Here is a 23,943-nt window from a genome sequence, read left to right on the forward strand (position 1 = left end):
GCCATCTGAGTGGCCTTGATACCTCCGCGTGGCATGGTGCAGGACGTGCGATGCGCACAAAGGCCGCCTCCGTCGAAAGACGAAGGCGGCCTTTGTTGTCCGGCTGGTCCCGCTCAGCGGGTGAACAGCAGGGCGCGCTTGACCTCTTGGATGGCCTTGGTGACCTCGATGCCGCGGGGGCAGGCGTCGGTGCAGTTGAAGGTGGTGCGGCAGCGCCACACGCCTTCGACGTCGTTGAGGATGTCGAGGCGTTCGCGTGCGCCTTCGTCGCGGCTGTCGAAGATGAAGCGGTGGGCGTTGACGATGGCGGCGGGGCCGAAGTAGCTGCCGTCGCTCCAGTACACGGGGCAGGAGGTGGTGCAGCAGGCGCACAGGATGCACTTGGTGGTGTCATCGAAGCGGTGCCGGTCGGCCTGGCTCTGGATGCGCTCGCGGGTCGGCTCGTTACCCGAGGTCATCAGGTAGGGCTTCACCGCGCGGAACGCGTCGAAGAACGGTTCCATGTCCACCACGAGGTCCTTCTCCACGGGCAGGCCGCGGATCGGCTCGACGGTGATGGTGAGGGACTTGCCTTCCTTGGGCAGCATGTCCTTCATCAGCACCTTGCAGGCCAATCGGTTCACCCCGTTGATCCGCATGGCATCGGAACCGCACACCCCGTGCGCGCAGGAGCGCCGGAAGGTGAGCGTGCCGTCCAGGTAGGACTTGATGTAGATGAGCACGTTCAGGAAGCGGTCGGTGCCGAGTACCGGCACCTGGAACGAATCCCAGTGCGCGCCCTGCCCGTCCTCCGGGTTGAATCGGGCGATCTTGACGGTGATCATCACCGAGCCGTCGGGGATCGGTGCTGGTTTCGTCGGAGGCGTCTTCTCGACTACAGCGGTCATCAGTACTTACGCTCCATCGGCTCGTAACGGGTCTGCACCACGGGCTTGAAGTCGAGCCGGATGTCCGACACCAGGTCGGGGCCCTCCTTGAAGGCCATCGTGTGGCGCATGAAGTTCACGTCGTCGCGATTCGGGTAGTCCTCGCGGGCGTGGCCGCCGCGCGATTCCTTGCGGTTGAGCGCACCGACGACGGTGACCTCCGCCAGCTCGAGCAGGAAGCCGAGTTCTACGGCCTCGAGCAGGTCGCTGTTGTACCGCTTTCCCTTGTCCTGCACCGTGATCCGGGAGTAACGCTCCTTGAGCGCGTGCAGGTCGTTGAGCGCGGTCTTGAGGGTGTCCTCGGTGCGGAACACGGCGGCGTTCATATCCATCGTGTACTGCAATTCGGTGCGAATATCGGCCACGCGCTCGTTGCCGTGGTCGGAAAGGATCAGCGCCAGCCAGTCCTGCACCATCTGTGCCGGGTTCTCCGGCAGCTCGACGAACTCGCTGCGCTGGGCGTATTCGGCGGCGGCGATACCGGCCCGCCGCCCGAAGACGTTGATGTCCAGCAGCGAGTTGGTGCCGAGGCGGTTGGAGCCGTGCACCGAGACGCACGCGCATTCGCCCGCCGCGTACAGCCCGGCGACCACATCGGTGTTGTTGCGCAGCACCTCGCCGCGAATGCGGGTCGGGATGCCACCCATCACGTAGTGGCAGGTCGGCATGACCGGAACGAGTTCCTTCACCGGATCGACACCGAGGTAGGTGCGCGCGAACTCGGTGATGTCGGGGAGCTTCTCCTCGAGCACGTCCTCGCCGAGGTGGGTCACGTCGATGTAGACGTAGTCCTTGTTCGGACCGGCACCACGGCCTTCGAGTACCTCGAGCACCATCGAGCGGGCGACGATGTCGCGTGGCGCGAGGTCCTTGATGGTGGGGGCATAGCGCTCCATGAAGCGTTCACCGTCGGCATTGCGCAGAATGCCGCCCTCGCCACGGACCGCCTCGGAGATGAGGATGCCGAGACCCGCGAGGCCGGTCGGGTGGAACTGGTGGAATTCCATGTCCTCCAAGGGAAGTCCCTTGCGGAACACGATCGCCATGCCGTCACCGGTGAGCGTGTGCGCGTTGGAGGTGGTCTTGTACATCCGGCCCGAGCCGCCGGTGGCGAACACGATCGACTTGCCGTGGAAGACGTGCAGCTCGCCGGTCGCCAGTTCATAGGCGACGACACCGGTGGCGACCGAACCGCCGTCGGTGTCGGACATGATCAGGTCGAGCACATAGAACTCGTTGTAGAACTCCACGTCGTGCTTGACGCAGTTCTGATACAGCGTTTGCAGGATCATGTGGCCGGTGCGGTCGGCGGCGTAACAGGCGCGCCGAACCGGGGCCTTGCCGTGGTCGCGGGTGTGGCCACCGAAGCGACGCTGGTCGATCCGGCCCTCGGGGGTGCGGTTGAACGGAAGGCCCATCTTCTCCAGATCGAGCACCGCGTCGATGGCCTCTTTGGCCATGATCTCGGCGGCGTCCTGGTCGACCAGGTAGTCACCGCCCTTGACGGTGTCGAAGGTGTGCCATTCCCAGTTGTCTTCTTCGACGTTGGCCAACGCGGCGCACATGCCACCCTGCGCAGCACCGGTGTGGCTGCGGGTCGGGTAGAGCTTGGTCAGCACGGCGGTGCGCGCGCGGGGGCCTGCCTCGATGGCCGCACGCATACCCGCGCCGCCCGCACCGACGATGATGACGTCGTAACGATGCTCCTGAATCGGTGATTCGCTCACGAGGGGGCCTGTTCCTAACTGATGTTGGGGTCGAAGGTGAAGATGACGTACGTGCCAACGCCCATGATCAGGATCATCGAGACGGCAAGCAGGGTGTTGAGCCAGAACCGCGTCGAGTCCTTGCGCGAGTAGTCGGCGATCACCGTGCGCAGGCCGTTACCGCCGTGCAGTTGGGCGAGCCAGAGCATGGTCAGGTCCCAGAACTGCCAGAACGGGCTCGACCAGCGACCCGCGACGAAGGCGAAGTTGAGGCGCTTCACGCCACCGTCGAGCATCAGCATGATCGTCATGTGGCCGAAGACCAGCACGATCAGCAGCAGGCCGGAGAAGCGCATGAACAGCCACGCGTACTTCTCGAAGTTGTTGTTCGAGCGGGCGCGCGGTGAGCGCGGCAGGTCCAGGCTCGCGGGCCGATCGTGGGACTGTCCGATGATGGGTGCGGTCATGATCAGTGCTCCGTGAACAGGTAGAAGAACTGGCGGCCGATTCCGGGGACGGCGACGAGGAACCAGATCGCCAGGACGATCCAGAGCATAAGGCGCTGGTACTTGGGGCCCTTGGACCAGAAGTCGACCAGAATGACGCGGACACCGTTGAATGCGTGGAAGAGCACGACCGCGACGAGGCCCATTTCCATCAGCGCGACGAGCGGGGTTTTGTAGGTGTCGATGGCGTCGTTGTATGCCTCGGGGCTGACGCGGACCAGCGCGGTGTCCAGCACGTGCACGAAGAGGAAGAAGAACAGGGTGACACCGGTGATTCGGTGTAGCGCCCAGGACCACATCCCTGGATCGCCTCGGTACAGCGTTTTCCGCTTCGGCTGTGCCGGAGCTTCTATCGTGGTCATAGAGTGCGGTGCCTCCAACGTCGTCGATGGACCCGGTTCTCACGTCCGGCGCCAGGCTGCGTGGAGGGGGCGAATGCCCAGGTGGCTGCGCTCCGGCCCGCCGCCGGGAACCTGAACCGATCTGATCTGGACTCTAATCCTCTGCGATTGCCGGAACTAATTCGGAGTGCGGTGCGTTGCGCTACAGTCGGCGTAGTTAGGTTTACCTTTCTTGTTCTGAAAGAGGGTGCCGAGCGGTCCTCGCGTGGCTGGATTCGGTATGGGTTACAGGAGGGCGGCTATGCCGGAAATCGATTGGAATGTGCTGCGTAACAGCGCAATTCAAGTTATGCGTAACGCGTATGCGCCGTACTCCCGGTTTCCGGTCGGTGCTGCTGCTCTCAGTACTGATAACCGAATTGTGCTTGGTTGCAATGTGGAGAATGTCTCATATGGTTTGACCCTGTGCGCCGAATGCGTACTAGTCGGTAACTTATTTTCCAGCGGTAGCACCCGATTACTGGCCGTTTCGGTAACGGACTCACGCGGCGAAATCCTCACCCCCTGCGGCCGCTGCCGCCAGTTGCTCTACGAACACGGCGGCCCCAACCTACTCATCGACCACAAGACCGAGCCCCACCCGCTGGCCACCCTCCTCCCCGGCGCCTTCACCCCCAACGACCTCGACGCCGGGCAACGCTGATCTGACCACCAGGACACCCGGCCGTGATGGTCACGGAATCGACCCCACCATGTCCTGCTGACCTTCGTAGGCGTATTTCCCGGCCGCCCGTGATGCGCCTGGCGGCCCAGCGGGACTCGGGTACGGGTACTCGCGGCGTGCTCGCTCTGGTTCCGGGGTCGTTATAGCGTCTCGTGCGCCGCCGATCCCGCTCTTCGGTGACGCCACTCCGTGCCACACTGGGCACCGTGACGGCACTCGACGCGGTTTCGGTTATTGCCACTAAACGTGATGGTGGTGAGCTGTCGGATTCGCAAATCGACTGGGTGGTGGCTGGGTTCACGCGGGGTGCGGTCGCCGACGAGCAGATGGCGGCGTTGGCGATGGCGATCGTGTTGCGCGGCATGACGCGGCGGGAGACGGCGCGCTGGACCGCGGCGATGATCGCCTCGGGTAGTCGCATGCAGTTCTCCGGTCTCGGACGGCCTACGGTCGACAAGCACTCCACCGGCGGGGTCGGCGACAAGATCACCCTGCCGCTGGCGCCGCTGGTCGCGGCGTGTGGTGCGGCGGTGCCGCAGTTGTCCGGGCGTGGATTGGGGCACACCGGCGGAACTTTGGACAAGCTCGAGTCCATCGCCGGGTGGCAGGCCGATCTCACCGGGGATCGGATGCGCGAGATCCTCGCCGACCCGGAGACCGGCGCGGTGGTCTGCGCCGCCGGTGCCGACCTCGCGCCCGCCGATAAGCGGCTATACGCGTTGCGCGATGTCACCGGGACCGTGGAATCGGTGCCGCTGATCGCGAGCTCGATCATGAGTAAGAAGATCGCCGAGGGCACCTCGGGGCTGGTGCTCGACGTGAAGGTCGGTGCGGGCGCGTTCATGAAATCTCTCGACAGCGCGCGTGAATTGGCCACGGCAATGGTCGAATTGGGTGCCGATGCCGGAGTGCGCACGGTGGCCGTGCTCACCGCGATGGACACCCCGCTCGGCCGCAGTGCGGGCAACGCGCTCGAGGTCGCCGAATCGGTGCGTGTGCTCGAAGGCGGTGGGCCCGCCGATGTCGTCGAGTTGACGCTCGCGCTGGCCAGGGAAATGGTGGCCGTCGCTGGCCTGGACATCGACCCCGCCGACGTGCTCGCCGACGGTCGGGCGATGGACCGGTGGCGCCGCATGATCCGCGCCCAGGGCGGCGACCCGGACGCGCCGCTGCCGAAGGCGAAACACACCGAGGTCGTGCGCGCCGATCGCGACGGCGTGCTGACGCGAATGGACGCGATGGGCGTCGGCCTGGCCGCCTGGCGACTAGGCGCGGGCCGAGCCCGTCAAGGCGACCCGGTCCAAGCGGGCGCTGGCGTCGAAATCCACGCCAAGCCAGGCGATCCCGTCACCAAGAACACCCCGTTGTTCACCCTCCACACCGACACTCCCCACACATTCCCCACCGTCACCAACTCCCTAACCACCGCCGTCACCATCGCCCCACCACAAACCCCCACCCCCACCCCACCCCTAATCCTCGAACGCCTAACCCCATAACCCCCACCCCAACCGGACCCCCACACCCATCCCCACCAGACGCTTGCCCCCGCCCGCACCTCATCGACCTTGCGACACAGCCCCCCAGCAGCAGCCACCAAGATCACCAGGCCCCCTCGGCATCACAGCCGGGCACCCCGCGCCCGGCTACCTTCCGCGCTCAACCGCAGAACGGAAGTCGCCAAGATCACCAGGACGCCATCGCGTCACTGCGGGGCATTCCCCACGCCCATGTCCTGTTGATCTTGTAAGTGCGTGGTGGGGAGGGGCGCCGTCCGCCCACCACCGATTCGAGTTGCGGGAGTTCGTCGCCACGGTTGGATCGTGGAACCGGCTCGATCGCGGCACCGAGCATCTGCGCGCCGCCATCGCCAGCCACGGCCCCGAGCACGGGTAAGGCCGAACCCCCGGGAGTCAAGATCACCAGGACACCCTGGTGAAACTGCGGGGTTTTTTCCGTGACCGTGTCCTGTTGATCTTGCAAGGGCGGCTTGCTTGTTCGGTGGCGGGGGCGCCAAGGTCATCGGGGGAGCGCTGCCCTCTTGGCTGGGAGTGGGGGCGAGGTGCCAGGGGGTTTGGTGTCATTGTGGGGTTTTCCGCGGCTGTGGTCTGGTGGTCTTGTCAGGCTGTGGGGCGGGGCGTGGGTTCTGTTTGGCTGGTGGTGGTTTGGGGGGATTCGAGGTTGCGGGGAGGTGGCGGGGGTGCGGAGTTGGGTGCCGGATCGGGGTGGGGCGGCTACCGTCGATATATGACTGGACCGACGCCTTTGACGCTCGCCTCGATCCGCCAAGCACCGAAAGCGTTGCTGCACGATCATCTAGACGGTGGACTGCGACCGGCGACGGTGCTCGAACTCGCCAACGAGTGCGGTTACGACGGGCTACCCGCCAGCGATGAGGCGGCGTTGGCCGCGTGGTTCCGTGACGCGGCCGACAGCGGATCGCTGGAACGTTATCTGGAGACCTTCGCGCACACCGTCGCGGTGATGCAGACGCCGGAGGGCCTGCGCCGAGTGGCCAGCGAATGCGCGCAAGACCTCGCCGCCGACGGCGTGGTGTACGCGGAGGTGCGCTTCGCGCCCGAACAACACCTCGAGCGCGGACTCACCCTCGACGAGGTGGTCGAATACACCCTGGCTGGTTTCGTGGAGGGCACCGCCGCGGCCGCCGCCGAAGGCCACGAGATCCTGGTGGTGTGCCTGCTCACCGCCATGCGGCACGCGGCACGCTCGCGCGAGATCGCCGAGCTGGCGGTGCGTTTCCGTGATCGTGGAGTCGGCGGTTTCGACATCGCGGGGGCGGAGGCGGGTTATCCGCCGAGCCGCCACCTCGACGCGTTCGAATACATGCGAGCCAACAGCGCGCACTTCACGATTCACGCGGGTGAGGCATTCGGCCTGCCGTCGATCCACGAAGCGCTCGCGTTCTGTGGCTGCAATCGCCTCGGCCACGGCGTGCGCATCACCGACGACATCGTGGTGCCCGGCGACACCGCCGACGCCGAGCTGGGACTGGTGGCGAACTATGTGCGCGACAACCGGATTCCGCTCGAACTGTGTCCCTCGTCGAATGTGCAGACCGGTGCGGTGCCCTCGTTGGACAAGCATCCGTTCGATCTGCTTGCCCGGCTGCGCTTTCGCGTCACCGTCAATACCGACAACCGGCTGATGAGCGATACCAGCATGAGCCGGGAGATGGCGAAGCTCGCCGAGACCTTCGACTACGGGTGGAGCGATCTGGAGCGGTTCACCATCAACGCGATGAAATCGGCGTTCATCCCGTTCCCGGAACGCCTGCGCATCATCGACAACATCATCAAACCCGGCTACGCGGTGTTGCTGGGGTAGCCGGGCGGACAGCCCGCTTGCCCGGCCACCGTCGCATGCGCGTCGGTGGCCGGATTCGGTTACTGCTTGTCGAGTCGGGACTCCAGGTTCTGCTCGAGCTCACGCCAGGACTGCGCCTCGGCCGCGAACGGCGGATTGGGTGCCATCCGGGTCGGGTCGGGGTTCAACAGGTACGAGACGTACCAACCGAGCGGGGTGGCCTGGGCCAGCGCCTGCTCCACGGTGTCGTTCTCGGCGTAATCGGCGGCGTCGGTGAACAGTTCGACCGCGAGGTCGAGCTGATCGACATCCACCGCTTCGGGCCCCTCGGCCAGATCGTCGGCGAGACCAGGAAGTACGTACACGTTCTCGTCGGTGACCTCGACCTCGAGCGAACCGTCCACCGCGGCGGTCTGCACCTCGGCATAGGTGCTCACCCGCACCAGATCGTGCTCGTGATCGTCGGCCAGGTAACGCGCGAGCGCCCGCTCGGTGGGGAAGGTCAGGATCCTGCCCTTGCTACCGAGGAAGATCGGTTCGTCACCGAGGTAGCAGCGCAGCGTGAACAGGGTGCGCTCGGAGGTGATGATCTTGATCGGGTCGATGCCGACCTCGTTCCAGAACGACTCGTCCTCGTCGTCCTCGTCGTCCTCGTCGTCGGCGGCGAGGTCGACCGGCTCGAACTCCTCGTCCTCCTCGCTGTCGACCGTGTCGTCGGCGTCGACGACGTTCTCGTCGGCGGCGAGCAGTTCCGCCTCGGCGACGGTGACGGCTTCGGCGTCGACCTCGGGAGTGTGGATGACCGAATCGATCGCGTCGAGTACTTCGTCCCAGCCCTTGGCGATGGCCGCGCCGACCTGGTCCCACAGCTCTTCGCCATCGCGTCCGAGGAAGGCGTTCACACCACCGGGCAGCGCGCCGAGCACGGGATGCGAGCCGAAGAACTTGGTCACCGGGTCCAGTTCGCACACTTCGCCGATATTGCGGACCATCGCGAGGGTGTCTTCCAGCTCGGCGATGGTCTCGGCTTCGGGGTCGCTCGCGGCCAGCTCCGGCACGGCGACCAGATCGAAGCTGAAGTTCTCCTCCGGCTCCAATTCCACCGCGGAAAGCCCCGCGATGATCTTCCATGCCGGATGGTCGACGAGGTCGTTGTCGGAGTTGGTTCTGATGAACGCGGCCAGCTCCGCGACCGACTCGAAGCCGTAGAGGTCATCCTCGTGTCCGAGGAACGCCTCCCACTCGTCGTCACCGTCACGCCAACGCGGTGCCCACAAGGTGACCAGATCGCCGTCGGTCAGGCCGAGCTCGATCGGGACGATGTCTCCAGAAGCCATGTGCGGAAGCCTATCGACCTTCCGATTCAGGCACTATCCCGCCCGCCCTGATTGGCGGCTCCTGCCTCGTTCGGGTTGGTCGCGAATGATTCGTTCAGTGTCGCAACGACCTTGGAACGCTGCCCGCTGGCGTCCTCCGCGGCCTGCTTACACGCCCACACGATCATCTGTCCGACCTCGGCGGGTGGCAGTGTGGTCACCGATTCCGCCAGGTTCAACCCGACCAGGGCACCCTCGCTGTTCACCTCGACGGTGACCGACTCGTCCTCGGTGGTGAAAGTGCCGCGTACCTGCTTGAGGCCGTACATGGCGGCCTCCAACGCCTCGAGCTTCTGGGTCGCGTTGGCGACCAGAGCGTCCATCTCAGCACTCATGACTGCGCCTCGTCGTGTTCGTGGGTGGGGTCGATCGGTGTGTTCATACCGGCCGCATCCAGCTCGTCGGCCCGGTGTCGGCGTCATCGATCCGGTCGAGTTCGTCGACCGCGGCCTGCCGGTCGGGCAGGCCGAGGCCATCGAGAATATCGGTGGGCATGCCCGCCTCGGAAAGCACTTCCCTGCGCCGTGCGCGTGCCGCGATGGCCGACCGCTGCGTGAGCCGCAAGATCTCGTTGGCGAGGGTCTGTGCGCCATAACGGTATTCGCCGCGTTCGAACTTGATCTCCACCGGCACACCCTGATCGGTGGCGCGCACCGAAATGGTGCCCGACCGATTGGTGCTGCCCGCGACCGTGACGTTGGGGACTTCCGGTTGGGTCATGACAGCGCTCCTGTCTCGGACGCGATGCCGCGTCCGCTCATTCCGTCGGCCTGTAGAAGCCGTGGAAATTCATCCCTGAGTTTTCCGTTCGAATCGAGCTGACCTGGACCGGGTCGCCCGCTTCGACGAGCTGCCCGTTGCCGATCACCATGGCGACATGGCCATCCCAGACCGCGAGATCACCCGGCATCACGTCGCCAGGGGAGACCTGTGAGCCGCCGTCCTGTTCGGCGGCGAGCCTGGGGATATCGACCCCGGCCTCGCCGTAGGCGTACTTGGTCATACCGCTGCAATCCAGGCCGCTGCCGGGGCTGTTGCCGCCCCACACGTACGGGGTACCGACGGTGCCGAGCGCCGCGCGAACCGCCGTGGCCGCCTTCTCGTTCGGCGCGGTGACGGTGCTGCCGTCGGGCAGCGTGAGTTTGACGCCGGTGCCCGTGTCGGTCTTGGTTCCTGTCGTGCTCGATGTGCCCGCAGGGCTCGCGATGGATGCCGTGGAAGTTTGGTTGGCCGAGGAACCCATCAAGCCACTCGCCATCGAGCCCACGCTGCCGAGGGCGCCGCTGGCCATCGAGATCGCCTGCGGTGCCGCGGCGGCCGCGACCGGCATGGCCGCAGGCGGCGGTGTCGGTGGTGGTGGGGTGAGTTCGCTCATCGACGCGGTCTGCGTGTCGAGTTCGCTGCGTACCTTGCCGACCGTATTGACCGCTTGGCCGAGGTGGTCGATCGCGGTGCCGACAGCCAGTGACATGCCCGCCGGGGTACCCAGTGCCGGACCGATGGCGACTGTTTTGTCGATGAACGACTGGGCGATCCCGGTGAGCTCTTTCTGGCCCGTTTCCACCTGTGCCGCAGCCTGATTCACCACGCCGGCCATGTCGTTGCCACGATCGGAGATGGTGGCCGCGGAGGTTTGTACGCGCAGCGCCTTCGCCGTCACCGCGTCGGCGGCGACGCCGTCCCACGCGTTGTTCACGCCGTTGATGCTCGCGCGACCCATCTGATGGATCTGGTCGACGGAGGTCGAGGTGCTGCGTAGGGAGTCGGAGGGTCCGCCCGCGGGCAGCACCCCGCTGCCGAAACTGGCGAGCAGGTCGAGAATCGGCTTGGCCAGTGCGTTGATATCGATCACAGGGTCATCCGTTCAGTTCTCCGTCGGCCTGCCGCAACGCGCTGGCGTTGTTCAGGTCGGTCTCGGTGAGGACTCCCGCCGCGCCGATGGAAGCGCCACCGACACTGGCCAACACGGCCGACAGTTGACTGATCGAGGCGACATGTCCGGCGTGGGCCGCGGCGTAGGCGGCCATGAAATCGCCACCGATCAGACCCATGATCGGACCGAGTAGTTCGGGGCCGGCCGCTACCGCGTTCACCCCGGCAGCGGTCATCTCACCGGCCATCAAGTGAGCGTTCGCGCCATAGGCGGCGATGCCCTCGGTGTCCGCCGACATCTTTCGCATCAGAACTTCCCCCATCTGTCTTGTTCCCAGGCAGAGTACGTCATTCTCTTGGTTCGACGCGCGCTGTTCCCCATCGGTTCCCACCGAAACGAAAAAACTGATTTCCGTGATGGGGTCGCCGCCGCCCTGCCCCATGACTTTATCGTTCCCCCATGCACACCCGAACCGTGGACCACCCACTCGCCGCCGCCTTGCTCACCACCATGCGCGACGCGCGGACGCCGAACGCGGCCTTCCGTATGGCGCTGCGCGACCTCACCGGCCTGCTGGTCTACGAGGCGTTGCGCGACGCGCCGGTGCGGCGGTTCACCGTAGGCACACCCGTCGCGGAGACCGAAGGGGTGCGACTGGCCAACCCACCGCTGTTGGTGCCCGTGTTGCGCGCGGGACTCGGCATGGTCGAGGCCGCCTCCGACCTGATCCCCGACGCGCGCGTGGGTTTCGTCGGCATCGCCCGCGACGAGCGAACCCACCAGCCGGTTCCCTACCTCGAGTCGCTGCCGGAGGACCTCGCGCAGAGCTCGGTGTTCGTGCTCGACCCCATGGTGGCCACCGGCGGCTCCCTGCGGCACACCATCGAACTCCTCGCCGCGCGCGGTGCGACCGACATCACCGCGGTGTGTGTGGTCGCGGCACCCGAAGGTCTTGCGTTGCTTGCGGACTCGGGGTTGCCGATCCGGCTGATCACCGCGGCGATCGACGCAAGTCTGAACGAGAACGCCTACATCGTTCCCGGCCTCGGCGACGCGGGCGACCGACAGTTCGGCCCACGCTGACCCGATCGACCCCGATGCCGCGCTACAGCCGCTCGCAATATTCGCGCAGCTCGGCCAGACGTGCGCGTGCCAGCGCCCGCGCCGAGGGGAGTTCGTCGCGCGTGGCGACCGGCGCCGTCACCTCCAGGTAGCACTTGAGTTTCGGCTCGGTGCCGGACGGGCGGATCACCAGGCGGGTCGACGCACCCTCGAAAATCAGCGCGTCGGTGCGCATTCGGCCGCGTGCCTTGCTCAGGTCGACGTATTTCACCGACTCGCCCGCGATATCGTCCGGCGGCCTCGCCCTGATTCGCTCGACCGCCTCGGCGGCGGCCGCCGCCGAATCCAGTCGCACCGAAACCTGATCGCCCGCGTGCACCCCGAATTCGACCGCGTAGTCGTCGAGTTCATCGAGCAGGCCACGACCCTCGGCCTTCAGCCGGGCCACCAGATCGGCGGCGAGCACGGCGGCGGAGATGCCGTCCTTGTCGCGGACGGTCGTCGGGTCGACGCAGTGCCCGATCGCCTCCTCGTAGGCGTAGACCAGACCTTCGCCCGCCCGCGCCAGCCACTTGAACCCGGTGAGGGTCTCCGCGTACTGACCGCCGCGCGCCACCGCGAGCTTGGACAACAGCCGCGAGGACACGATCGTGGTGGCCACCAACGCATCCGGTGCCGCGGTCCGCAACACACAGTCGCCGAGCAGGACACCGGTCTCGTCGCCGCGCAGCATCCGCCAACCGTCGGGGGTGGGGATGCCGATCGCGCACCGGTCGGCATCGGGGTCCAGCGCGATCGCCAGGTCGGCCTCGACGCGTTCGGCCAACGCGATCAGCAGGTCGGTGGCGCCAGGCTCCTCCGGATTCGGGAAGGCGACGGTGGGGAATTCGGGGTCCGGCGCGTATTGCTCGTCCACCACGTGCACATCGGTGAATCCCGCCGCCTCGAGTGCGGCGCTGGCCAATTCGCCGCCGACACCGTGCAATGGCGTCAGCGCGATACGGACCGGTGCGCGCCCGCCGATGCCGCCGATCAGCCCTGGCAGCGCACGGATTCGGTCGAGGTAGCCGCGCACCAGGTCGGTGCTCGTCGCCGCAGCCGGCTCCACCTCGGCGCGGGCCACCGGCTCGATGACCGCCGCGATGCACCGTTCGATCTCCGCGTCCGCCGGGGCGATCAGTTGCGAGCCGCCGTCGAGATACAGCTTGTAGCCGTTGTCGGTGGCCGGATTGTGCGAGGCGGTGATCTGCACACCCGCCACCGCGCTCAGCGCGCGCACCGCGAACGCGAGCACGGGTGTCGGCACCGGTTCGGGCAACAGCGTCACCGGAAAGCCCGCGGCGGCAAAGACTTCGGCGGTCGCGGTGGCGAATTCGGCCGACCCGTGCCGTGCGTCGCGGCCGACGACCACCGTGGCGCCGCCGAGGCAGCGTTCGGTCAGCCAACCGACGACGCCGGAGGTAGCCCTGCTGACGGTGTCGACGTTCATCCCGTCCGGACCGTCGCGCAGCGGCCCGCGCAGCCCTGCCGTCCCGAAGCGCAGCATTACAACCGCTCCAGCACACCGCGCAGCAGCTTACCGATGCGTGGCGCCGCGGCATTGCCCTCGGCCAGCACTTCCGCGTGCGAGAGCGGCTCGCCGGTGACGCCGGCGGCGAGATTGGTGACCAGCGAGATACCGAGCAGCCGCGCGCCGAGCGAACGACACGCGATCGCCTCCAGCACGGTCGACATACCGACCAGATCGGCCCCGAGGGTGCGCAGCATCGTGATCTCCGCTGGCGTCTCGTACTGCGGACCGTGCAGGCCCGCGTACACGCCTTCGGTGAGGCTCGGGTCGATTTCCTTTGCCAGCGCGCGCAATTCGGGATCCCACGCGTCGACGAGGTTGACGAACGACGCGCCGACCAGCGGCGTGCGTCCGGTGAGGTTGAGGTGATCGTTGATCAGTACCGCGTCGCCGACCCGAAGCCCGGAGCCGATACCGCCGGCGGCGTTGGTGAGCAGCACGGTCTCGGCGCCCGCCGCGATGGCCGCCGCCACCGGGTGCACTACTTCCTGTGGCTGGTAGCCCTCGTAGAGATGTTGTCGCCCGAGTAACAGCAGCACGGGCGTCTCGCCGACGGTCACCGAATGCACGATCCCCACATGCCCTTGCGCGCTGGGGGTGCCGAAGCCCGGCAGCTCGCGCATCGGTACGGAGGCGTTCGGTGTGCCGATCTGCGCGGCGGCGTCCTGCCACCCCGAACCGAGTACCACCGCGACCCGGTGGCGTGCCACTCCTGTGCGTTCCGCGATCGCGCGCGCGGCGTCTTCGGCAAGCATGGGCGCAACGATAGTGCGATGTGGCGGTGGTGGTCGTGGATCCTCGCCGTCATCGTGCCTGTGTGGCGGGCGACGGCCGTTACTACCCGCCGGTAGTTATCGCTGCGTCGGCCGGATACGCTGCACACATGCCGAATCTGGAACGCTCAGGTGATGTGTTCGTGCTCTCCCTCTCGACCGAGGGACAGACCGATGGCGACAACCGCTTTCATCCGGACTGGGTCGATGAATTCCATTCCCTGCTGGACGAGGTCGAGCGCTCGGAGGGGCCGGCCGCGCTGGTCACCACCGCCGAGGGCAAGTTCTACAGCAACGGGCTCGACATCGACTGGGTGTTCGCCAACCCGGCCCAACTGCACGGCTACCTCGATCGCGTGCACACCATGTTCACCCGGCTGCTCACCTTCCCCCTGCCGACGGTCGCCGCCATCAACGGTCACGCGTTCGGCGCGGGTGCCATGCTCGCGACCTCGCACGACTTCCGGGTGATGCGCGCCGACCGCGGCTTCTACTGCCTGCCCGAGGTGCATCTCGGCATGCCGTTCACCGTCGGCATGAACGCGCTGATCACCGAGCGGCTCGGCAGTCAGGTGGCGGTCAAGGCGATGACGACCGGCTACCGTTACCCGGCCGAGGAAGCGATCGCCGCGCGCATCGTCGACACGAAAGCCGAAGCGGATGCGGTGCTCTCGACCGCCGTCGAGCAGGCCGCGGCACTGGCGAGCAATCGCAAACCGAACCTTCCCGTCATCAAGCGCGCGCTGCACGCGCGGGCGCTCGAGGGCTTGGCCACACCGACGACACCCGAGAATTTGGCCTTCGCCGCGGGCTGAGTCGGCGCGCGCCTCGGCCGCGCCGGGGAACGCCGAGGGGCAAACGCTGCAAGACTGTGTCGCATGCCACCAGCGAGTGACGGGCGCCGTCGAGCACAGAGTGATCACCGTGCTCGACGGGTGCCCGCTGTCGACGGTGTCGACCGCGCCGATTCCCCGGCGAACACACCCACCGCGATCCGAACCTCGGACGCCACGATCGCCGCCGCCGCCGACCGGCTGATCGCGCTCGCGCACTCGATCCACGCCGAACCGGAGCTGGCGTTCGAGGAAGTCCGTAGCGTCGCGAAGGTCATCGAGCCGCTCACCGAGCGCGGCTTCGTCATCGAGCGCGGTGTCGCCGACCTACCCACCGCCTTCCGCGCCAGCTACGGCAGCGGCCCGCTGACGGTGGGTGTGTGCGCCGAATACGATGCGCTGCCCGATATGGGCCACGCCTGCGGGCACAACATCATCGCCGCGACGGCAGTGGGTGCCGGGCTCGGTCTCGCCGAGGTCGCCGACGCGCTCGGTATCACCGTCGTCGTGCTCGGCACACCCGCCGAGGAAAGCGGCGGCGGCAAGGTGCTGATGTTGGAGCGCGGCGCGTTCGACGACCTCGCGATGGCGATCATGGTGCATCCGGGTCCCCTCGATATCGCCGGTGCGACGTCGCTGGCGCTCGCGGATCTCTCGGTGGTGTTCCACGGCCGTGAGGCGCACGCGAGCGCCGCACCCGAATTGGGCCGCAACGCAGGGGATGCGGTGACGATCGCGCAGGTCGCGATCGGTCTGCTGCGTCAGCACATCCAGCCGGGCCAGCAACTGCACGGTATAGTCGGACAGGGTGGCGCAGCCCCGAACATCGTGCCAGGACGCGCGGAACTGCTGTATTACCTACGCGCAGCCGACTCCGCGTCCCTTGATGATCTGACGCGACGCGCGTCGGCGTGTTTCGAAGCCGGCGCCCTCGCGTCCGGCTGTACCCATGAGGTCGCCACGTTGTCGCCGACGTACACCGAGTTGACCCCCGACCCGGCGCTGCTGTCGGTCTACCGCGCGCAGATCGCCGATCTAGGCCGGGTGCCGATCGCACCGGAGCTGGAGAGACAGCGACCGCTCGGCAGTACAGATATGGGCAACGTCACCAACGTCGTGCCGGGAATTCACCCGGTCATCGGGGTCGATGCCGGTGGAGCGGTCACCCACCAGCCCGGTTTCGCGACCGCGAGCGTCAATGCCTCGGCCGATCGTGCGGTGCTCGACGGTGCGCGCGCACTCGCCCGCACCGCGATCACCACCGCGAGTGACCCGGTCGAGCGGGACAGGTTGTTACAAGGTGTGGTTCGACGACAGGAGGAGAATCGGTGAGCACTACCGGCCGTTCGGCGGCGCGCGCGACCAGCGCTGAGGCGTTGGCCCGTGTGGCCACGGCCCGCGTAGCCGCACAGGGCCCCACGCATGCGTCGGAGGGGCCAGGCGAGGGTCCAGGCCCCGGTCCGGAGTATGGGCAAGGCGCCGTTCGGCGACCGTCCGCTCCGGGGTACGCGACCGCGCGGCAATCCGCGAAGGGGATTTCGACGGAATCCGTGGTTTCGGCGCGAGCGGAGGCGCTCGAGTCCTGGTTGGCCGAGCACACGGGCGATCTCGTGCAGTGGCGCAGACATATTCACGCTAATCCCGAACTGTCGCGCACGGAGTTCGCCACCACCGAGTTCATCGCGTCGTGGTTGACGAAGGCCGGGTTGACCCCGCAGGTCCTACCCGGCGGCACCGGCCTGATCTGCGATATCGGGCCGGGTCTGGAGGCGGGACCGCGCATCGCGTTGCGCGCGGATATCGACGCGCTGCCGTTGCAGGAGTTCACCGGCCTCGGGTTCGCCTCCACCGTGCCGGGTGTCTCACATGCCTGCGGGCACGACGCGCACACGACGATCCTGCTCGGTACGGCGTTGGCGTTGGCGCAGATGCCTGACCTGCCGGTGGGCGTGCGATTGATTTTCCAGCCCGCCGAAGAGGTGATGCCGGGCGGCGCGATCGATGTGGTGGCCGCGGGGGCGATGGCCGATGTCGAGCGGGTCTTCGCGCTGCACTGCGACCCTCGGTTGGCGGTCGGGAAGGTCGGTATCCGGGTCGGCGCGATCACCTCGGCCGCCGACACGGTGGAGTTGGTGCTGGATTCGCCCGGTGGGCATACCTCGCGTCCGCATCTGACCAGCGATCTGGTGTATGCCATCGGCAGTGTGATCACCGGTCTGCCCGGTCTGCTCAGCCGCAGGATCGATCCGAGGACGAGCACGGTGATGGTGTGGGGTGCGGTGTCGGCGGGCAAGGCGCCCAACGCGATTCCGCAGACCGGCATGCTCACCGGGACGGTGCGCACCGGCGACCACGCTACCTGGGCACTGTTGGAGCCGATGGTCCGCGAGATCGTCGAGGGGTTGCTCGCCCCGACCGGCGTGCGGTATCAGCTGAACTACCGGCGCGGTGTGCCGCCCGTGGTCAACGACGAGCATTCGACCAGGATGTTCGAGGACGCGATCAAAACGGTGGGGCCGCAAGCACTGGCCGACACACCGCAGTCCGGCGGCGGCGAGGACTTCTCCTGGTATCTGGAGCAGGTGCCCGGCGCGATGGCGCGGCTCGGGGTGTGGTCGGGGGAGGGCGACCAGCTGGATCTGCATCAGCCGACCTTCGACCTCGACGAGCGTGCGCTCGCGGTCGGCGTGCGGGTGTTGAGCAATATCGTGCTCGGTCAGGGGAACCCGACTCCGGCGTGATCGGTGGGGCGCTGCCCGTGTCAGTGATCCGATGCGGCCGGACTGTTCCGGCCGCATCGCCCATCAGTGGACTAACCGAAGTTGCCCGGCCCGACGTTGCGGCTGTTCCTGGTTCGCAGCGCGTGCACGTATTCGGCTGGCGCGCCCGCTTTCTCGGCCGCGTCGGAGATCACGCCGATGTAGCGGGCCGAGGGCAGCCCGCCTTCGTAGGCGTCGAGCACATACAGCCACGCCAAGGTCGGGTCACCGCCGCCGTCGGCGCCTCGGGTGACGCGTAGCCGGATCTTCTTGTGGATTCCGAAGTCCGAGCCCTCCCAGCGGTCGAGGCGCTGCTCGTCTTCGGGGGAGACGTCGTAGAGCACGACGAACACCCGCGATCCCGGCTCTTCGACAACGGTCGCGAGGGGGCCCTCCCAGCCGATGTCGTCGCCGGCGAAGGTGAGCCGCCAGCCCTCCAACCAGCCCGTTCCGGACATCGGGGAGTGTGGACAGCGCTCTAACATCTGCGTTGCGTCCATGTTGGACCCGTAGGCGGCGTAGATCGGCACCTGCAAAGGGTAGCCAATAAGAGCGCGGATTCGACTCCATCCCGGCCAGATCCATCGTTGCGACGACGTTCGCGGGCTCGCGGCGATGCGATAAAGGGCGTTCGGACCTCGCCGGATAACGTTGGCGGCGGACCGGAGATCCCGGAACACCAGCCCGAGCGGAGGTATCCATGACCCGCATTGTGATCATCGGTGGCGGACCGGCAGGCTACGAGGCAGCGTTGGTCGCCGCGCAGCACGGCGCGACGGTGACGTTGGTCGATTCCGACGGCATCGGTGGCGCCTGCGTGCTGTGGGATTGCGTGCCGTCGAAGACCTTCATCGCCTCGACCGGCGTGCGCACCGACCTGCGTCGCGCCCGTGATCTCGGCATCACACTCGACCCCAAGCAGGCCGAGGTGCAACTGCCCGAGGTGAACGCACGCGTTCAAGAGCTCGCGTTGGCCCAGTCTTCGGACATCAGGTCCAAATTGCAGACCGCGGGTGTGACGGTGTTGTCGGGGCGCGCGCAACTCACCGACTCGACCAAGGGCTCGGCCGCCCACCAGGTGCGCGCCACGTTCGACGACGGTTCCGAGGACGTACTCGACGCCGATGTTGTGTTGATTGCCACCGGTGCGAGCCCGCGCGTGTTGCCGGGCGCGGTGCCAGACGGTGAACGAATCCTCAACTGGCGTCAGCTCTATGACCTCACGGAGCTGCCGGAGACGTTGGTGGTGGTCGGATCCGGTGTGACGGGTGCCGAGTTCGTCTCCGCCTACACCGAGGTCGGCGTGCGGGTGAAGCTGGTGTCCAGCCGCGACCGCGTGCTGCCCGGTGAGGATGCCGACGCCGCGCTGGTGTTGGAGGACGCGTTCGCCGAGCGAGGTGTCGAGCTGGTCAAGCACGCGCGCGCGGATTCGGTGGAGCGCACCGCCGACGGTGTGCTGGTCACCCTGTCCGACGGAAGGACGGTGACCGGGACGCACGCGCTGATGACGGTCGGTTCCACCCCCAACACCGACGGACTCGGCCTCGAGCAGGTGGGCCTGGAGTTGGACCGCAGCGGGTACCTGCGCGTCGACCGTGTCTCGCGCACACCGGTTCCCGGTATCTACGCGGCGGGCGACTGCACCGGTCTGCTCCCATTGGCGTCGGTGGCCGCGATGCAGGGGCGGATCGCGATGTATCACGCGCTCGGTGAGGGCGTGAGCCCGATTCGGTTGAAGACGGTCGCGTCGGCGGTGTTCACCCGCCCTGAGATCGCCACCGTCGGCGTCAGCCAGACCGCGATCGATGCCGGTGAGGTGCCGGCGCGGACGGTGATGCTGCCGTTGAACACCAATCCGCGTGCCAAGATGTCGGGCTTGCGAAGGGGTTTCGTCAAGATCTTCTGCCGTCCCGCCACGGGTGTGGTGATCGGCGGTGTGGTGGTGGCACCGATCGCTTCGGAGTTGATTCTGCCGATCGCGTTGGCGGTGCAGAACAATCTGACGGTGAACGATCTGGCGCAGACCTTTTCGGTGTACCCGTCGCTCACGGGCTCGGTGACCGAGGCGGCGCGGCAGTTGATGCGCCACGACGATCTGGATTGATCCGACGGGCATTGTTGTCGCGGTGTCGGATCGCACAGGTGGATCGGCTCGGCATGATCGGATCCGCTGACGCAACCGTGTTCCTGCGTCTGGTCAGTGGCCGGTCCTGGCGGAATTCGGTGTTTCCCGTGGTCACTGGGGTGCGCGGAAGGGCTTGGCGGCGCCGGGTTTTCGGGCGTGGTCCTGATCTTCGGGCGAGGCGGCTGAACTGCGGTGAGTCTGCCTTACTTTCGCGTTGCCAGTACGGCGCGCATGTGGTTCACTCCTCGGGAGAGATGCGATCGGCGGGCGGATCGCGTGGTTCGGTGTGGGGGGATGCTCCTTTCCAAATCGGAACGGTGAACGGCCGTCGGGTCGTTCGACGACCAGGCGTCTCACCAGGACAACTGAGTGCGACTGATCGTGTCGCATCCGGGAAAGGGAATTGCGAAAAGTGAAACATCGTAAGCCGAATCGGGCGTCGCGAGCGATGGCGGGCACCTCGCTGCCGCTGGCGACCGCGGCAGCTGTGGCTACTCTTCTCGCGGCGCCGGCGGGGGCAGCTCCCAACGATCCGACCGTTCCGGCCACGCCGAGTCCGACTCAGCCTGGCGTGACCGAAGATCCAGGTGCTCCGGAGACCACGGCTCCCGATCAGGAGAAGTCCGAGGACTCGCAGACGCCGAGCCAGCCGGGTGTCACCACGCCGGACCCGGATCAAGACCAGGTCATGCCGGATCCGAACAAGGATCCGAAGCTGGGCAAGCCGACGCAGCCGGGTGTCACCACTCCGCGCGTCGCGCCGCTGCCGGTGCCGGGGCAGAAGCCCGACCAGCCCGCCGCCGTCGCGCCGAACAAGCCTGGCGAGGCGAAGCCGGACGAGGAGAAATCCGATCGCCCCGGTGAGCCGGAGATCCCGGAGCTGGACCGCGACGAAGGATCCGTACCCGGTCAGCCTGGTGCGCAGCAGCAGCGCGTGGAGCCGGCGAAGCCGCGGTGGCAGCCGCAGCAGCTGGAAGCCGCGCCACCCGCGCCGGTCATCGAGATGCAGGGCCCGCATGCCGAGGTCGGTGCGAACGTCAACGGTGGCACGGCATTGCCGGGTTACCTCGCGAACACCCACCACTTCACCAACCAGGACGGCTACGTCGGCACGGTTGGTTACCGCACGCCGACCGGTCAGGGCGAGGCCGGTGTCTCGGTCGAATTCCTCGGCCCGAACTCGGTGAAGTTCACCGGTTACACCGGCGGTGAAGGCTTGCAGGACAACAAGTCCGAGGCCACGGTCGACACCACGCAACTGAACGTGGCGAAGGCGGCCGTCGAAGGCTGGATTCGTCAGCAGCCGGGCGGCGCGGCAGCGCTCGAGGCGGCGGCACAGGTTAAAATTCCATTGGAGCCCGGCGGTGTCGAACCGCAGACCTTCGAGGTCGGCGGTGTTACCACTCAGTGGGGTGGTTCGCTCGAGTACTGACACGAGCTGAATTTCGGCGGGTGGGGCGGTCATTACGACCGCCCCACCCGTGCTTTCTGTGAAAGGATTGGGGTGTGACCTCCGAGGGTGATGCGAGGGAGAACGAATCCGGCCGTCCCGGCTCGGGTTTCGGTCCCCCGCTGGAGGATTTCGGTTCCTCCGGTGCGGAATTCGGGCCTCCGGTCTCGGGGTTCGGTCCGCCGATGGGCGGCGATGCCGCGCCGCAATGGCCCGAACCGGACCAGGAGACCGACCATCCGGATTTGTCGTGGCGTCCCGCCGAGCCCGAGACGGTCCCCCCTCCGCCACCGCAGTACCGGGCGCCGGATTCGACGGTATTCGGGGAGCGGCCCGCACCACCGCCGCGCGATCAGTACTTCGACGACGACGGCTCCACCGAGCAAACGGTGCGGCATTCGACCACCCCGCCGCGTGACGACGACAACTGGTGGAATACCCCCTCGTCCGAAGGCGACGTGCCGAAGCCGCCCCCCGAGACCCCGGGAATGTCCTGGTCCGACGACCCGATCGCCCGCCGCCTGCAACCGAGGACGCCCGCTCCCGCGCCGAAGGAAGAGGAGTCGGGTTCGTCCAAGCGCAGGCTCGTCATCGCCTCGGTGGCCGCCGCGGTGGTGTTGATCGCGGTGATCGGGACGATCTTCGCGGTCTCCGGCAATCAGGGCGGCGACGATACGGCGGCGGGCAACGCCGGTGGCTCGGGTTCGACGGCGGACTGCCCCGCCAGCCAGGACGGCAAGGTGACCACCGGTAACGGCTCCGGTGATACCGACAGCGGTCCCGGCGCGATCCTCGGTTTCCAGCACGCGTTCTATGTGGATCGCAGCGGTGCGCTCGCCAGGAAGTTCGTGGCCGACGACGCGTCGAATATCGCGGCGGCGGCGACCATTCAGGGTGGTATCGACGAGCAGATCCCTGCCGGTACCAAGCATTGCCTGCGGATTTCCGAGATCAGTCCCGGCACCTACTCGGTGGAACTCAAGGAAGACCGTCCCAATGGGGAAGAGCAGATCTACCCGCAGATCATCACCACGGTGGTGCGTGGCGGCAAGCATCTGCTGTATTCGCTCGACGGTCGGTAGGACGGCGGCCTCGGTGTGATTCGCGGTGTGCGGCGAAGGGCGCCACGGCGGCTGGCCCAACGTCTGGCGTCACGGTATCTCACCCGGTAAACACTGAAACAGCAGGTAAAGACCCGGCCCGTCTCTTTGATCTCAAATATTGGGATGGCAATTTCATATTCTGATCTGCGTATGCGACAGTGGAATCCGGGGGTGCCGTACCCGTCCGGAGGTTTTCCATGTCGCCGACCGCGCCAGCATTGGCCAGCAAACTCGACAACCTGCGCAGTTCGGCGATTCGCGATTTGTTGAAGCTCACCACTCGCGCCGAGATCATCAGCCTGGCGGGTGGGCTACCCGACGCGCAGCTGATGCCGCGTGACCGGTTGGCCGCCGCGGCCGAGGCAGCGCTCACTACGCAGGGGTGCCTGCAATACACCGAGTCGCCGGGCTGGGCGCCACTGCGTGAGGTGCTGGCCGTGCGGGAATCCGCGCGCCTCGGTCGCCAGGTCGAGCTCGCCGAGGTATTCGTCACCCATGGTTCGCAGCAGGCACTCGCGCTGCTCGCCGAGGTTCTGCTCGATCCGGGTGCGCTCGTCGTTGTCGAGGACCCCGCGTATGTTGGTGCGCTACAAGTCTTTCGGGCCGCCGGTGCGCGGATTGTCGCGGTGCCGCTCGACGCGGAGGGTATGCGCACCGATGTCCTCGAAGATCTACTCGCCCGTGGGGAACGTCCTGCGGTGGTGCACACGGTGAGTAATTTCCACAACCCCGGTGGGGTGACGATGAGTCGCGAGCGCAGGGTGCACTTGGCGGAACTGGCGCAGGCGCACGGTTTTTGGGTGATCGAGGACGATCCTTACGGTGAGTTGTGGTTCGATCGACCAACACCGGCTCCGGTGGCGACCCACTCCCGCAACGTGATTCGGTTGTCGAGCGCATCGAAGATCCTGTCGCCCACATTGCGGGTCGGCTGGCTGATCGCGCCCGAATCCGTATGCCGCGGAGTCGAATTGCTGAAACAGGGCGCTGACCTGTGCGGGTCCGCGCTCACCCAGCAGATGGCGGCTGCACTCCTCGCCGACGAGACCTGGCTGGCCGGTCATGTCGCTCACGTGCGCGCGGTATACGGGGAGCGGGCCAAGGCCTTGGTGCACGCGGTGCGGACCCGCTTCGGCGATCGCGTGCGCTGTAGTGATGCGGCCGGTGGCATGTTCGTCTGGGCCGATTTCACCGACGGCACCGACACCACGGCTCTGCTTTCGCACGCACTGGACGCGGGGGTCGCCTATGTGCCGGGTTCGGCCTTCGCGGTCGACGCGGGGCACCGGAGTGCGTTGCGGATGTGCTTCACCACTTCTGACGCCGAGACGCTTGGTGATGCTGTGGAGAGGTTGGCGGTCGCGGCGGGGTAGGGGGTGCTTGTGGGGGCGGTAGGACAGGGTGGTGTGTGGGGCGAGTAGCTAGCGCCATGCGAATGGTGGGGTGGTATGCGGGGGCGAGGAACCAGCAGCACGTTAGGCGGCGGGGTGAT

At 66.9% G+C, this 23,943-nt stretch carries 24 protein-coding genes; 11 read left to right on the top strand and 13 right to left on the bottom strand.

Annotated features, from left to right (window positions below; translation table 11 throughout):
• Window positions 1-113: 113 nt before the first annotated feature.
• From ABEA50_RS28470 to sdhC, 4 genes are read right to left on the bottom strand one after another with little or no spacing between them, the layout of a single operon-like run.
• Entirely contained in the window at window positions 114-887 is a 774-nt protein-coding gene (locus ABEA50_RS28470; RefSeq protein WP_345499388.1) for a succinate dehydrogenase iron-sulfur subunit, read from the bottom strand.
• The gene (gene sdhA, locus ABEA50_RS28475) at window positions 887-2,638 is read right to left on the bottom strand and encodes a succinate dehydrogenase flavoprotein subunit (RefSeq protein ID WP_345499564.1); all 1,752 of its coding nucleotides are present in this window, start codon (window positions 2,636-2,638) and stop codon (window positions 887-889) included. Before sdhA ends, ABEA50_RS28470 begins: the two co-directional genes overlap by 1 nt.
• A gap of 29 nt (window positions 2,639-2,667) precedes the next feature.
• Window positions 2,668-3,099, bottom strand: a complete 432-nt coding sequence (locus ABEA50_RS28480) for a succinate dehydrogenase hydrophobic membrane anchor subunit (RefSeq protein WP_345499390.1) — start codon at window positions 3,097-3,099, stop codon at window positions 2,668-2,670.
• Window positions 3,100-3,101: 2 nt separating this feature from the next.
• Window positions 3,102-3,500, bottom strand: a complete 399-nt coding sequence (gene sdhC / locus ABEA50_RS28485; protein ID WP_345499392.1) for a succinate dehydrogenase, cytochrome b556 subunit — start codon at window positions 3,498-3,500, stop codon at window positions 3,102-3,104.
• Between the two features lie 280 nt (window positions 3,501-3,780).
• On the opposite strand from sdhC, the gene ABEA50_RS28490 reads away from it, so the two are divergent.
• Both ABEA50_RS28490 and ABEA50_RS28495 read left to right on the top strand, forming a co-directional pair.
• The gene (locus ABEA50_RS28490; RefSeq protein WP_345499393.1) at window positions 3,781-4,182 is read left to right on the top strand and encodes a cytidine deaminase; all 402 of its coding nucleotides are present in this window, start codon (window positions 3,781-3,783) and stop codon (window positions 4,180-4,182) included.
• A 227-nt stretch (window positions 4,183-4,409) separates the two neighbouring features.
• Window positions 4,410-5,702 (top strand): thymidine phosphorylase, encoded by a 1,293-nt coding sequence (locus ABEA50_RS28495; protein WP_345499394.1) that lies wholly within the window; start codon window positions 4,410-4,412, stop codon window positions 5,700-5,702.
• A 187-nt stretch (window positions 5,703-5,889) separates the two neighbouring features.
• On the opposite strand, the gene ABEA50_RS28500 is transcribed toward ABEA50_RS28495, so the two are convergent.
• A complete protein-coding gene (locus ABEA50_RS28500) occupies window positions 5,890-6,126 on the bottom strand; it encodes a hypothetical protein (protein WP_345499395.1) in 237 nt (78 codons plus the stop codon).
• A gap of 324 nt (window positions 6,127-6,450) precedes the next feature.
• Between ABEA50_RS28500 and ABEA50_RS28505 the strand changes: the two genes are divergently transcribed.
• Window positions 6,451-7,548: an adenosine deaminase gene (locus ABEA50_RS28505; protein WP_345499396.1), complete on the top strand. Its 1,098-nt coding sequence runs from the start codon at window positions 6,451-6,453 to the stop codon at window positions 7,546-7,548.
• A gap of 59 nt (window positions 7,549-7,607) precedes the next feature.
• Here the strand turns inward: ABEA50_RS28505 and ABEA50_RS28510 are convergent, their stop codons facing one another.
• The 5 genes from ABEA50_RS28510 to ABEA50_RS28530 are packed head-to-tail and all read right to left on the bottom strand — an operon-like array spanning window position 7,608 to window position 11,083.
• Window positions 7,608-8,864: a primosomal protein gene (locus tag ABEA50_RS28510; protein ID WP_345499397.1), complete on the bottom strand. Its 1,257-nt coding sequence runs from the start codon at window positions 8,862-8,864 to the stop codon at window positions 7,608-7,610.
• A 26-nt stretch (window positions 8,865-8,890) separates the two neighbouring features.
• Complete coding sequence (locus ABEA50_RS28515) at window positions 8,891-9,238, bottom strand: YbaB/EbfC family nucleoid-associated protein (protein ID WP_345499398.1); 348 nt, start codon at window positions 9,236-9,238, stop codon at window positions 8,891-8,893.
• Between the two features lie 43 nt (window positions 9,239-9,281).
• On the bottom strand, window positions 9,282-9,623 hold the full coding sequence (locus ABEA50_RS28520) for a hypothetical protein (protein ID WP_345499399.1): 342 nt from the start codon (window positions 9,621-9,623) through the stop codon (window positions 9,282-9,284).
• A gap of 37 nt (window positions 9,624-9,660) precedes the next feature.
• Complete coding sequence (locus tag ABEA50_RS28525; protein WP_345499400.1) at window positions 9,661-10,755, bottom strand: NlpC/P60 family protein; 1,095 nt, start codon at window positions 10,753-10,755, stop codon at window positions 9,661-9,663.
• A 4-nt stretch (window positions 10,756-10,759) separates the two neighbouring features.
• A complete protein-coding gene (locus ABEA50_RS28530; RefSeq protein ID WP_345499401.1) occupies window positions 10,760-11,083 on the bottom strand; it encodes a DUF2563 family protein in 324 nt (107 codons plus the stop codon).
• Window positions 11,084-11,235: 152 nt separating this feature from the next.
• Between ABEA50_RS28530 and upp the strand changes: the two genes are divergently transcribed.
• On the top strand, window positions 11,236-11,859 hold the full coding sequence (upp, locus tag ABEA50_RS28535) for a uracil phosphoribosyltransferase (protein WP_345499402.1): 624 nt from the start codon (window positions 11,236-11,238) through the stop codon (window positions 11,857-11,859).
• A gap of 22 nt (window positions 11,860-11,881) precedes the next feature.
• Here the strand turns inward: upp and ABEA50_RS28540 are convergent, their stop codons facing one another.
• Both ABEA50_RS28540 and ABEA50_RS28545 read right to left on the bottom strand, forming a co-directional pair.
• Window positions 11,882-13,384, bottom strand: coding sequence for a phospho-sugar mutase (locus ABEA50_RS28540; protein ID WP_345499404.1), 1,503 nt, complete (start codon window positions 13,382-13,384; stop codon window positions 11,882-11,884).
• Window positions 13,384-14,163: a purine-nucleoside phosphorylase gene (locus ABEA50_RS28545; RefSeq protein WP_345499406.1), complete on the bottom strand. Its 780-nt coding sequence runs from the start codon at window positions 14,161-14,163 to the stop codon at window positions 13,384-13,386. Before ABEA50_RS28545 ends, ABEA50_RS28540 begins: the two co-directional genes overlap by 1 nt.
• A 128-nt stretch (window positions 14,164-14,291) precedes the next feature.
• Here ABEA50_RS28545 and ABEA50_RS28550 point away from each other — a divergent pair, with 128 nt between their 5' ends.
• The 3 genes from ABEA50_RS28550 (at window position 14,292) to ABEA50_RS28560 (ending at window position 17,755) form a co-directional block, all read left to right on the top strand.
• Window positions 14,292-14,996: an enoyl-CoA hydratase-related protein gene (locus ABEA50_RS28550; protein WP_345499408.1), complete on the top strand. Its 705-nt coding sequence runs from the start codon at window positions 14,292-14,294 to the stop codon at window positions 14,994-14,996.
• Window positions 14,997-15,059: 63 nt separating this feature from the next.
• A complete protein-coding gene (locus ABEA50_RS28555) occupies window positions 15,060-16,346 on the top strand; it encodes a M20 family metallopeptidase (RefSeq protein WP_345499410.1) in 1,287 nt (428 codons plus the stop codon).
• A gap of 218 nt (window positions 16,347-16,564) precedes the next feature.
• Window positions 16,565-17,755, top strand: a complete 1,191-nt coding sequence (locus tag ABEA50_RS28560) for a M20 family metallopeptidase (RefSeq protein ID WP_345499565.1) — start codon at window positions 16,565-16,567, stop codon at window positions 17,753-17,755.
• A 71-nt stretch (window positions 17,756-17,826) separates the two neighbouring features.
• Here the strand turns inward: ABEA50_RS28560 and ABEA50_RS28565 are convergent, their stop codons facing one another.
• Entirely contained in the window at window positions 17,827-18,303 is a 477-nt protein-coding gene (locus ABEA50_RS28565; protein ID WP_345499411.1) for a gamma-glutamylcyclotransferase, read from the bottom strand.
• A gap of 170 nt (window positions 18,304-18,473) precedes the next feature.
• On the opposite strand from ABEA50_RS28565, the gene ABEA50_RS28570 reads away from it, so the two are divergent.
• The 4 genes from ABEA50_RS28570 (at window position 18,474) to ABEA50_RS28585 (ending at window position 23,824) form a co-directional block, all read left to right on the top strand.
• Window positions 18,474-19,877 carry an NAD(P)H-quinone dehydrogenase gene (locus ABEA50_RS28570; protein ID WP_345499412.1) on the top strand — a complete coding sequence of 468 codons (1,404 nt, stop codon included), beginning with the start codon at window positions 18,474-18,476 and terminating at the stop codon, window positions 19,875-19,877.
• A 592-nt stretch (window positions 19,878-20,469) separates the two neighbouring features.
• Window positions 20,470-21,330 (top strand): hypothetical protein, encoded by an 861-nt coding sequence (locus ABEA50_RS28575; protein ID WP_345499413.1) that lies wholly within the window; start codon window positions 20,470-20,472, stop codon window positions 21,328-21,330.
• A gap of 74 nt (window positions 21,331-21,404) precedes the next feature.
• Complete coding sequence (locus ABEA50_RS28580; RefSeq protein WP_345499414.1) at window positions 21,405-22,430, top strand: hypothetical protein; 1,026 nt, start codon at window positions 21,405-21,407, stop codon at window positions 22,428-22,430.
• Between the two features lie 218 nt (window positions 22,431-22,648).
• Window positions 22,649-23,824, top strand: coding sequence for an aminotransferase-like domain-containing protein (locus tag ABEA50_RS28585; protein WP_345499416.1), 1,176 nt, complete (start codon window positions 22,649-22,651; stop codon window positions 23,822-23,824).
• Window positions 23,825-23,943 lie beyond the last annotated feature (119 nt).

This window comes from Nocardia callitridis (genome assembly GCF_039543305.1).
Lineage (GTDB): Bacteria > Actinomycetota > Actinomycetes > Mycobacteriales > Mycobacteriaceae > Nocardia > Nocardia callitridis.

What these genes read in the sequence shown, in the direction of transcription:
- ABEA50_RS28470 (WP_345499388.1), bottom strand. Translation starts at nt 887, where the DNA reads ATGACCGCTGTAGTCGAGAAGACGCCTCCGACGAAACCAGCACCGATC.
- ABEA50_RS28480 (WP_345499390.1), bottom strand. Translation starts at nt 3,099, where the DNA reads ATGACCGCACCCATCATCGGACAGTCCCACGATCGGCCCGCGAGCCTG.
- sdhC (WP_345499392.1), bottom strand. Translation starts at nt 3,500, where the DNA reads ATGACCACGATAGAAGCTCCGGCACAGCCGAAGCGGAAAACGCTGTAC.
- ABEA50_RS28490 (WP_345499393.1), top strand. Translation starts at nt 3,781, where the DNA reads ATGCCGGAAATCGATTGGAATGTGCTGCGTAACAGCGCAATTCAAGTT.
- ABEA50_RS28505 (WP_345499396.1), top strand. Translation starts at nt 6,451, where the DNA reads ATGACTGGACCGACGCCTTTGACGCTCGCCTCGATCCGCCAAGCACCG.
- ABEA50_RS28510 (WP_345499397.1), bottom strand. Translation starts at nt 8,864, where the DNA reads ATGGCTTCTGGAGACATCGTCCCGATCGAGCTCGGCCTGACCGACGGC.
- ABEA50_RS28515 (WP_345499398.1), bottom strand. Translation starts at nt 9,238, where the DNA reads ATGAGTGCTGAGATGGACGCTCTGGTCGCCAACGCGACCCAGAAGCTC.
- ABEA50_RS28520 (WP_345499399.1), bottom strand. Translation starts at nt 9,623, where the DNA reads ATGACCCAACCGGAAGTCCCCAACGTCACGGTCGCGGGCAGCACCAAT.
- ABEA50_RS28530 (WP_345499401.1), bottom strand. Translation starts at nt 11,083, where the DNA reads ATGCGAAAGATGTCGGCGGACACCGAGGGCATCGCCGCCTATGGCGCG.
- upp (WP_345499402.1), top strand. Translation starts at nt 11,236, where the DNA reads ATGCACACCCGAACCGTGGACCACCCACTCGCCGCCGCCTTGCTCACC.
- ABEA50_RS28540 (WP_345499404.1), bottom strand. Translation starts at nt 13,384, where the DNA reads ATGCTGCGCTTCGGGACGGCAGGGCTGCGCGGGCCGCTGCGCGACGGT.
- ABEA50_RS28545 (WP_345499406.1), bottom strand. Translation starts at nt 14,163, where the DNA reads ATGCTTGCCGAAGACGCCGCGCGCGCGATCGCGGAACGCACAGGAGTG.
- ABEA50_RS28550 (WP_345499408.1), top strand. Translation starts at nt 14,292, where the DNA reads ATGCCGAATCTGGAACGCTCAGGTGATGTGTTCGTGCTCTCCCTCTCG.
- ABEA50_RS28555 (WP_345499410.1), top strand. Translation starts at nt 15,060, where the DNA reads ATGCCACCAGCGAGTGACGGGCGCCGTCGAGCACAGAGTGATCACCGT.
- ABEA50_RS28570 (WP_345499412.1), top strand. Translation starts at nt 18,474, where the DNA reads ATGACCCGCATTGTGATCATCGGTGGCGGACCGGCAGGCTACGAGGCA.
- ABEA50_RS28585 (WP_345499416.1), top strand. Translation starts at nt 22,649, where the DNA reads ATGTCGCCGACCGCGCCAGCATTGGCCAGCAAACTCGACAACCTGCGC.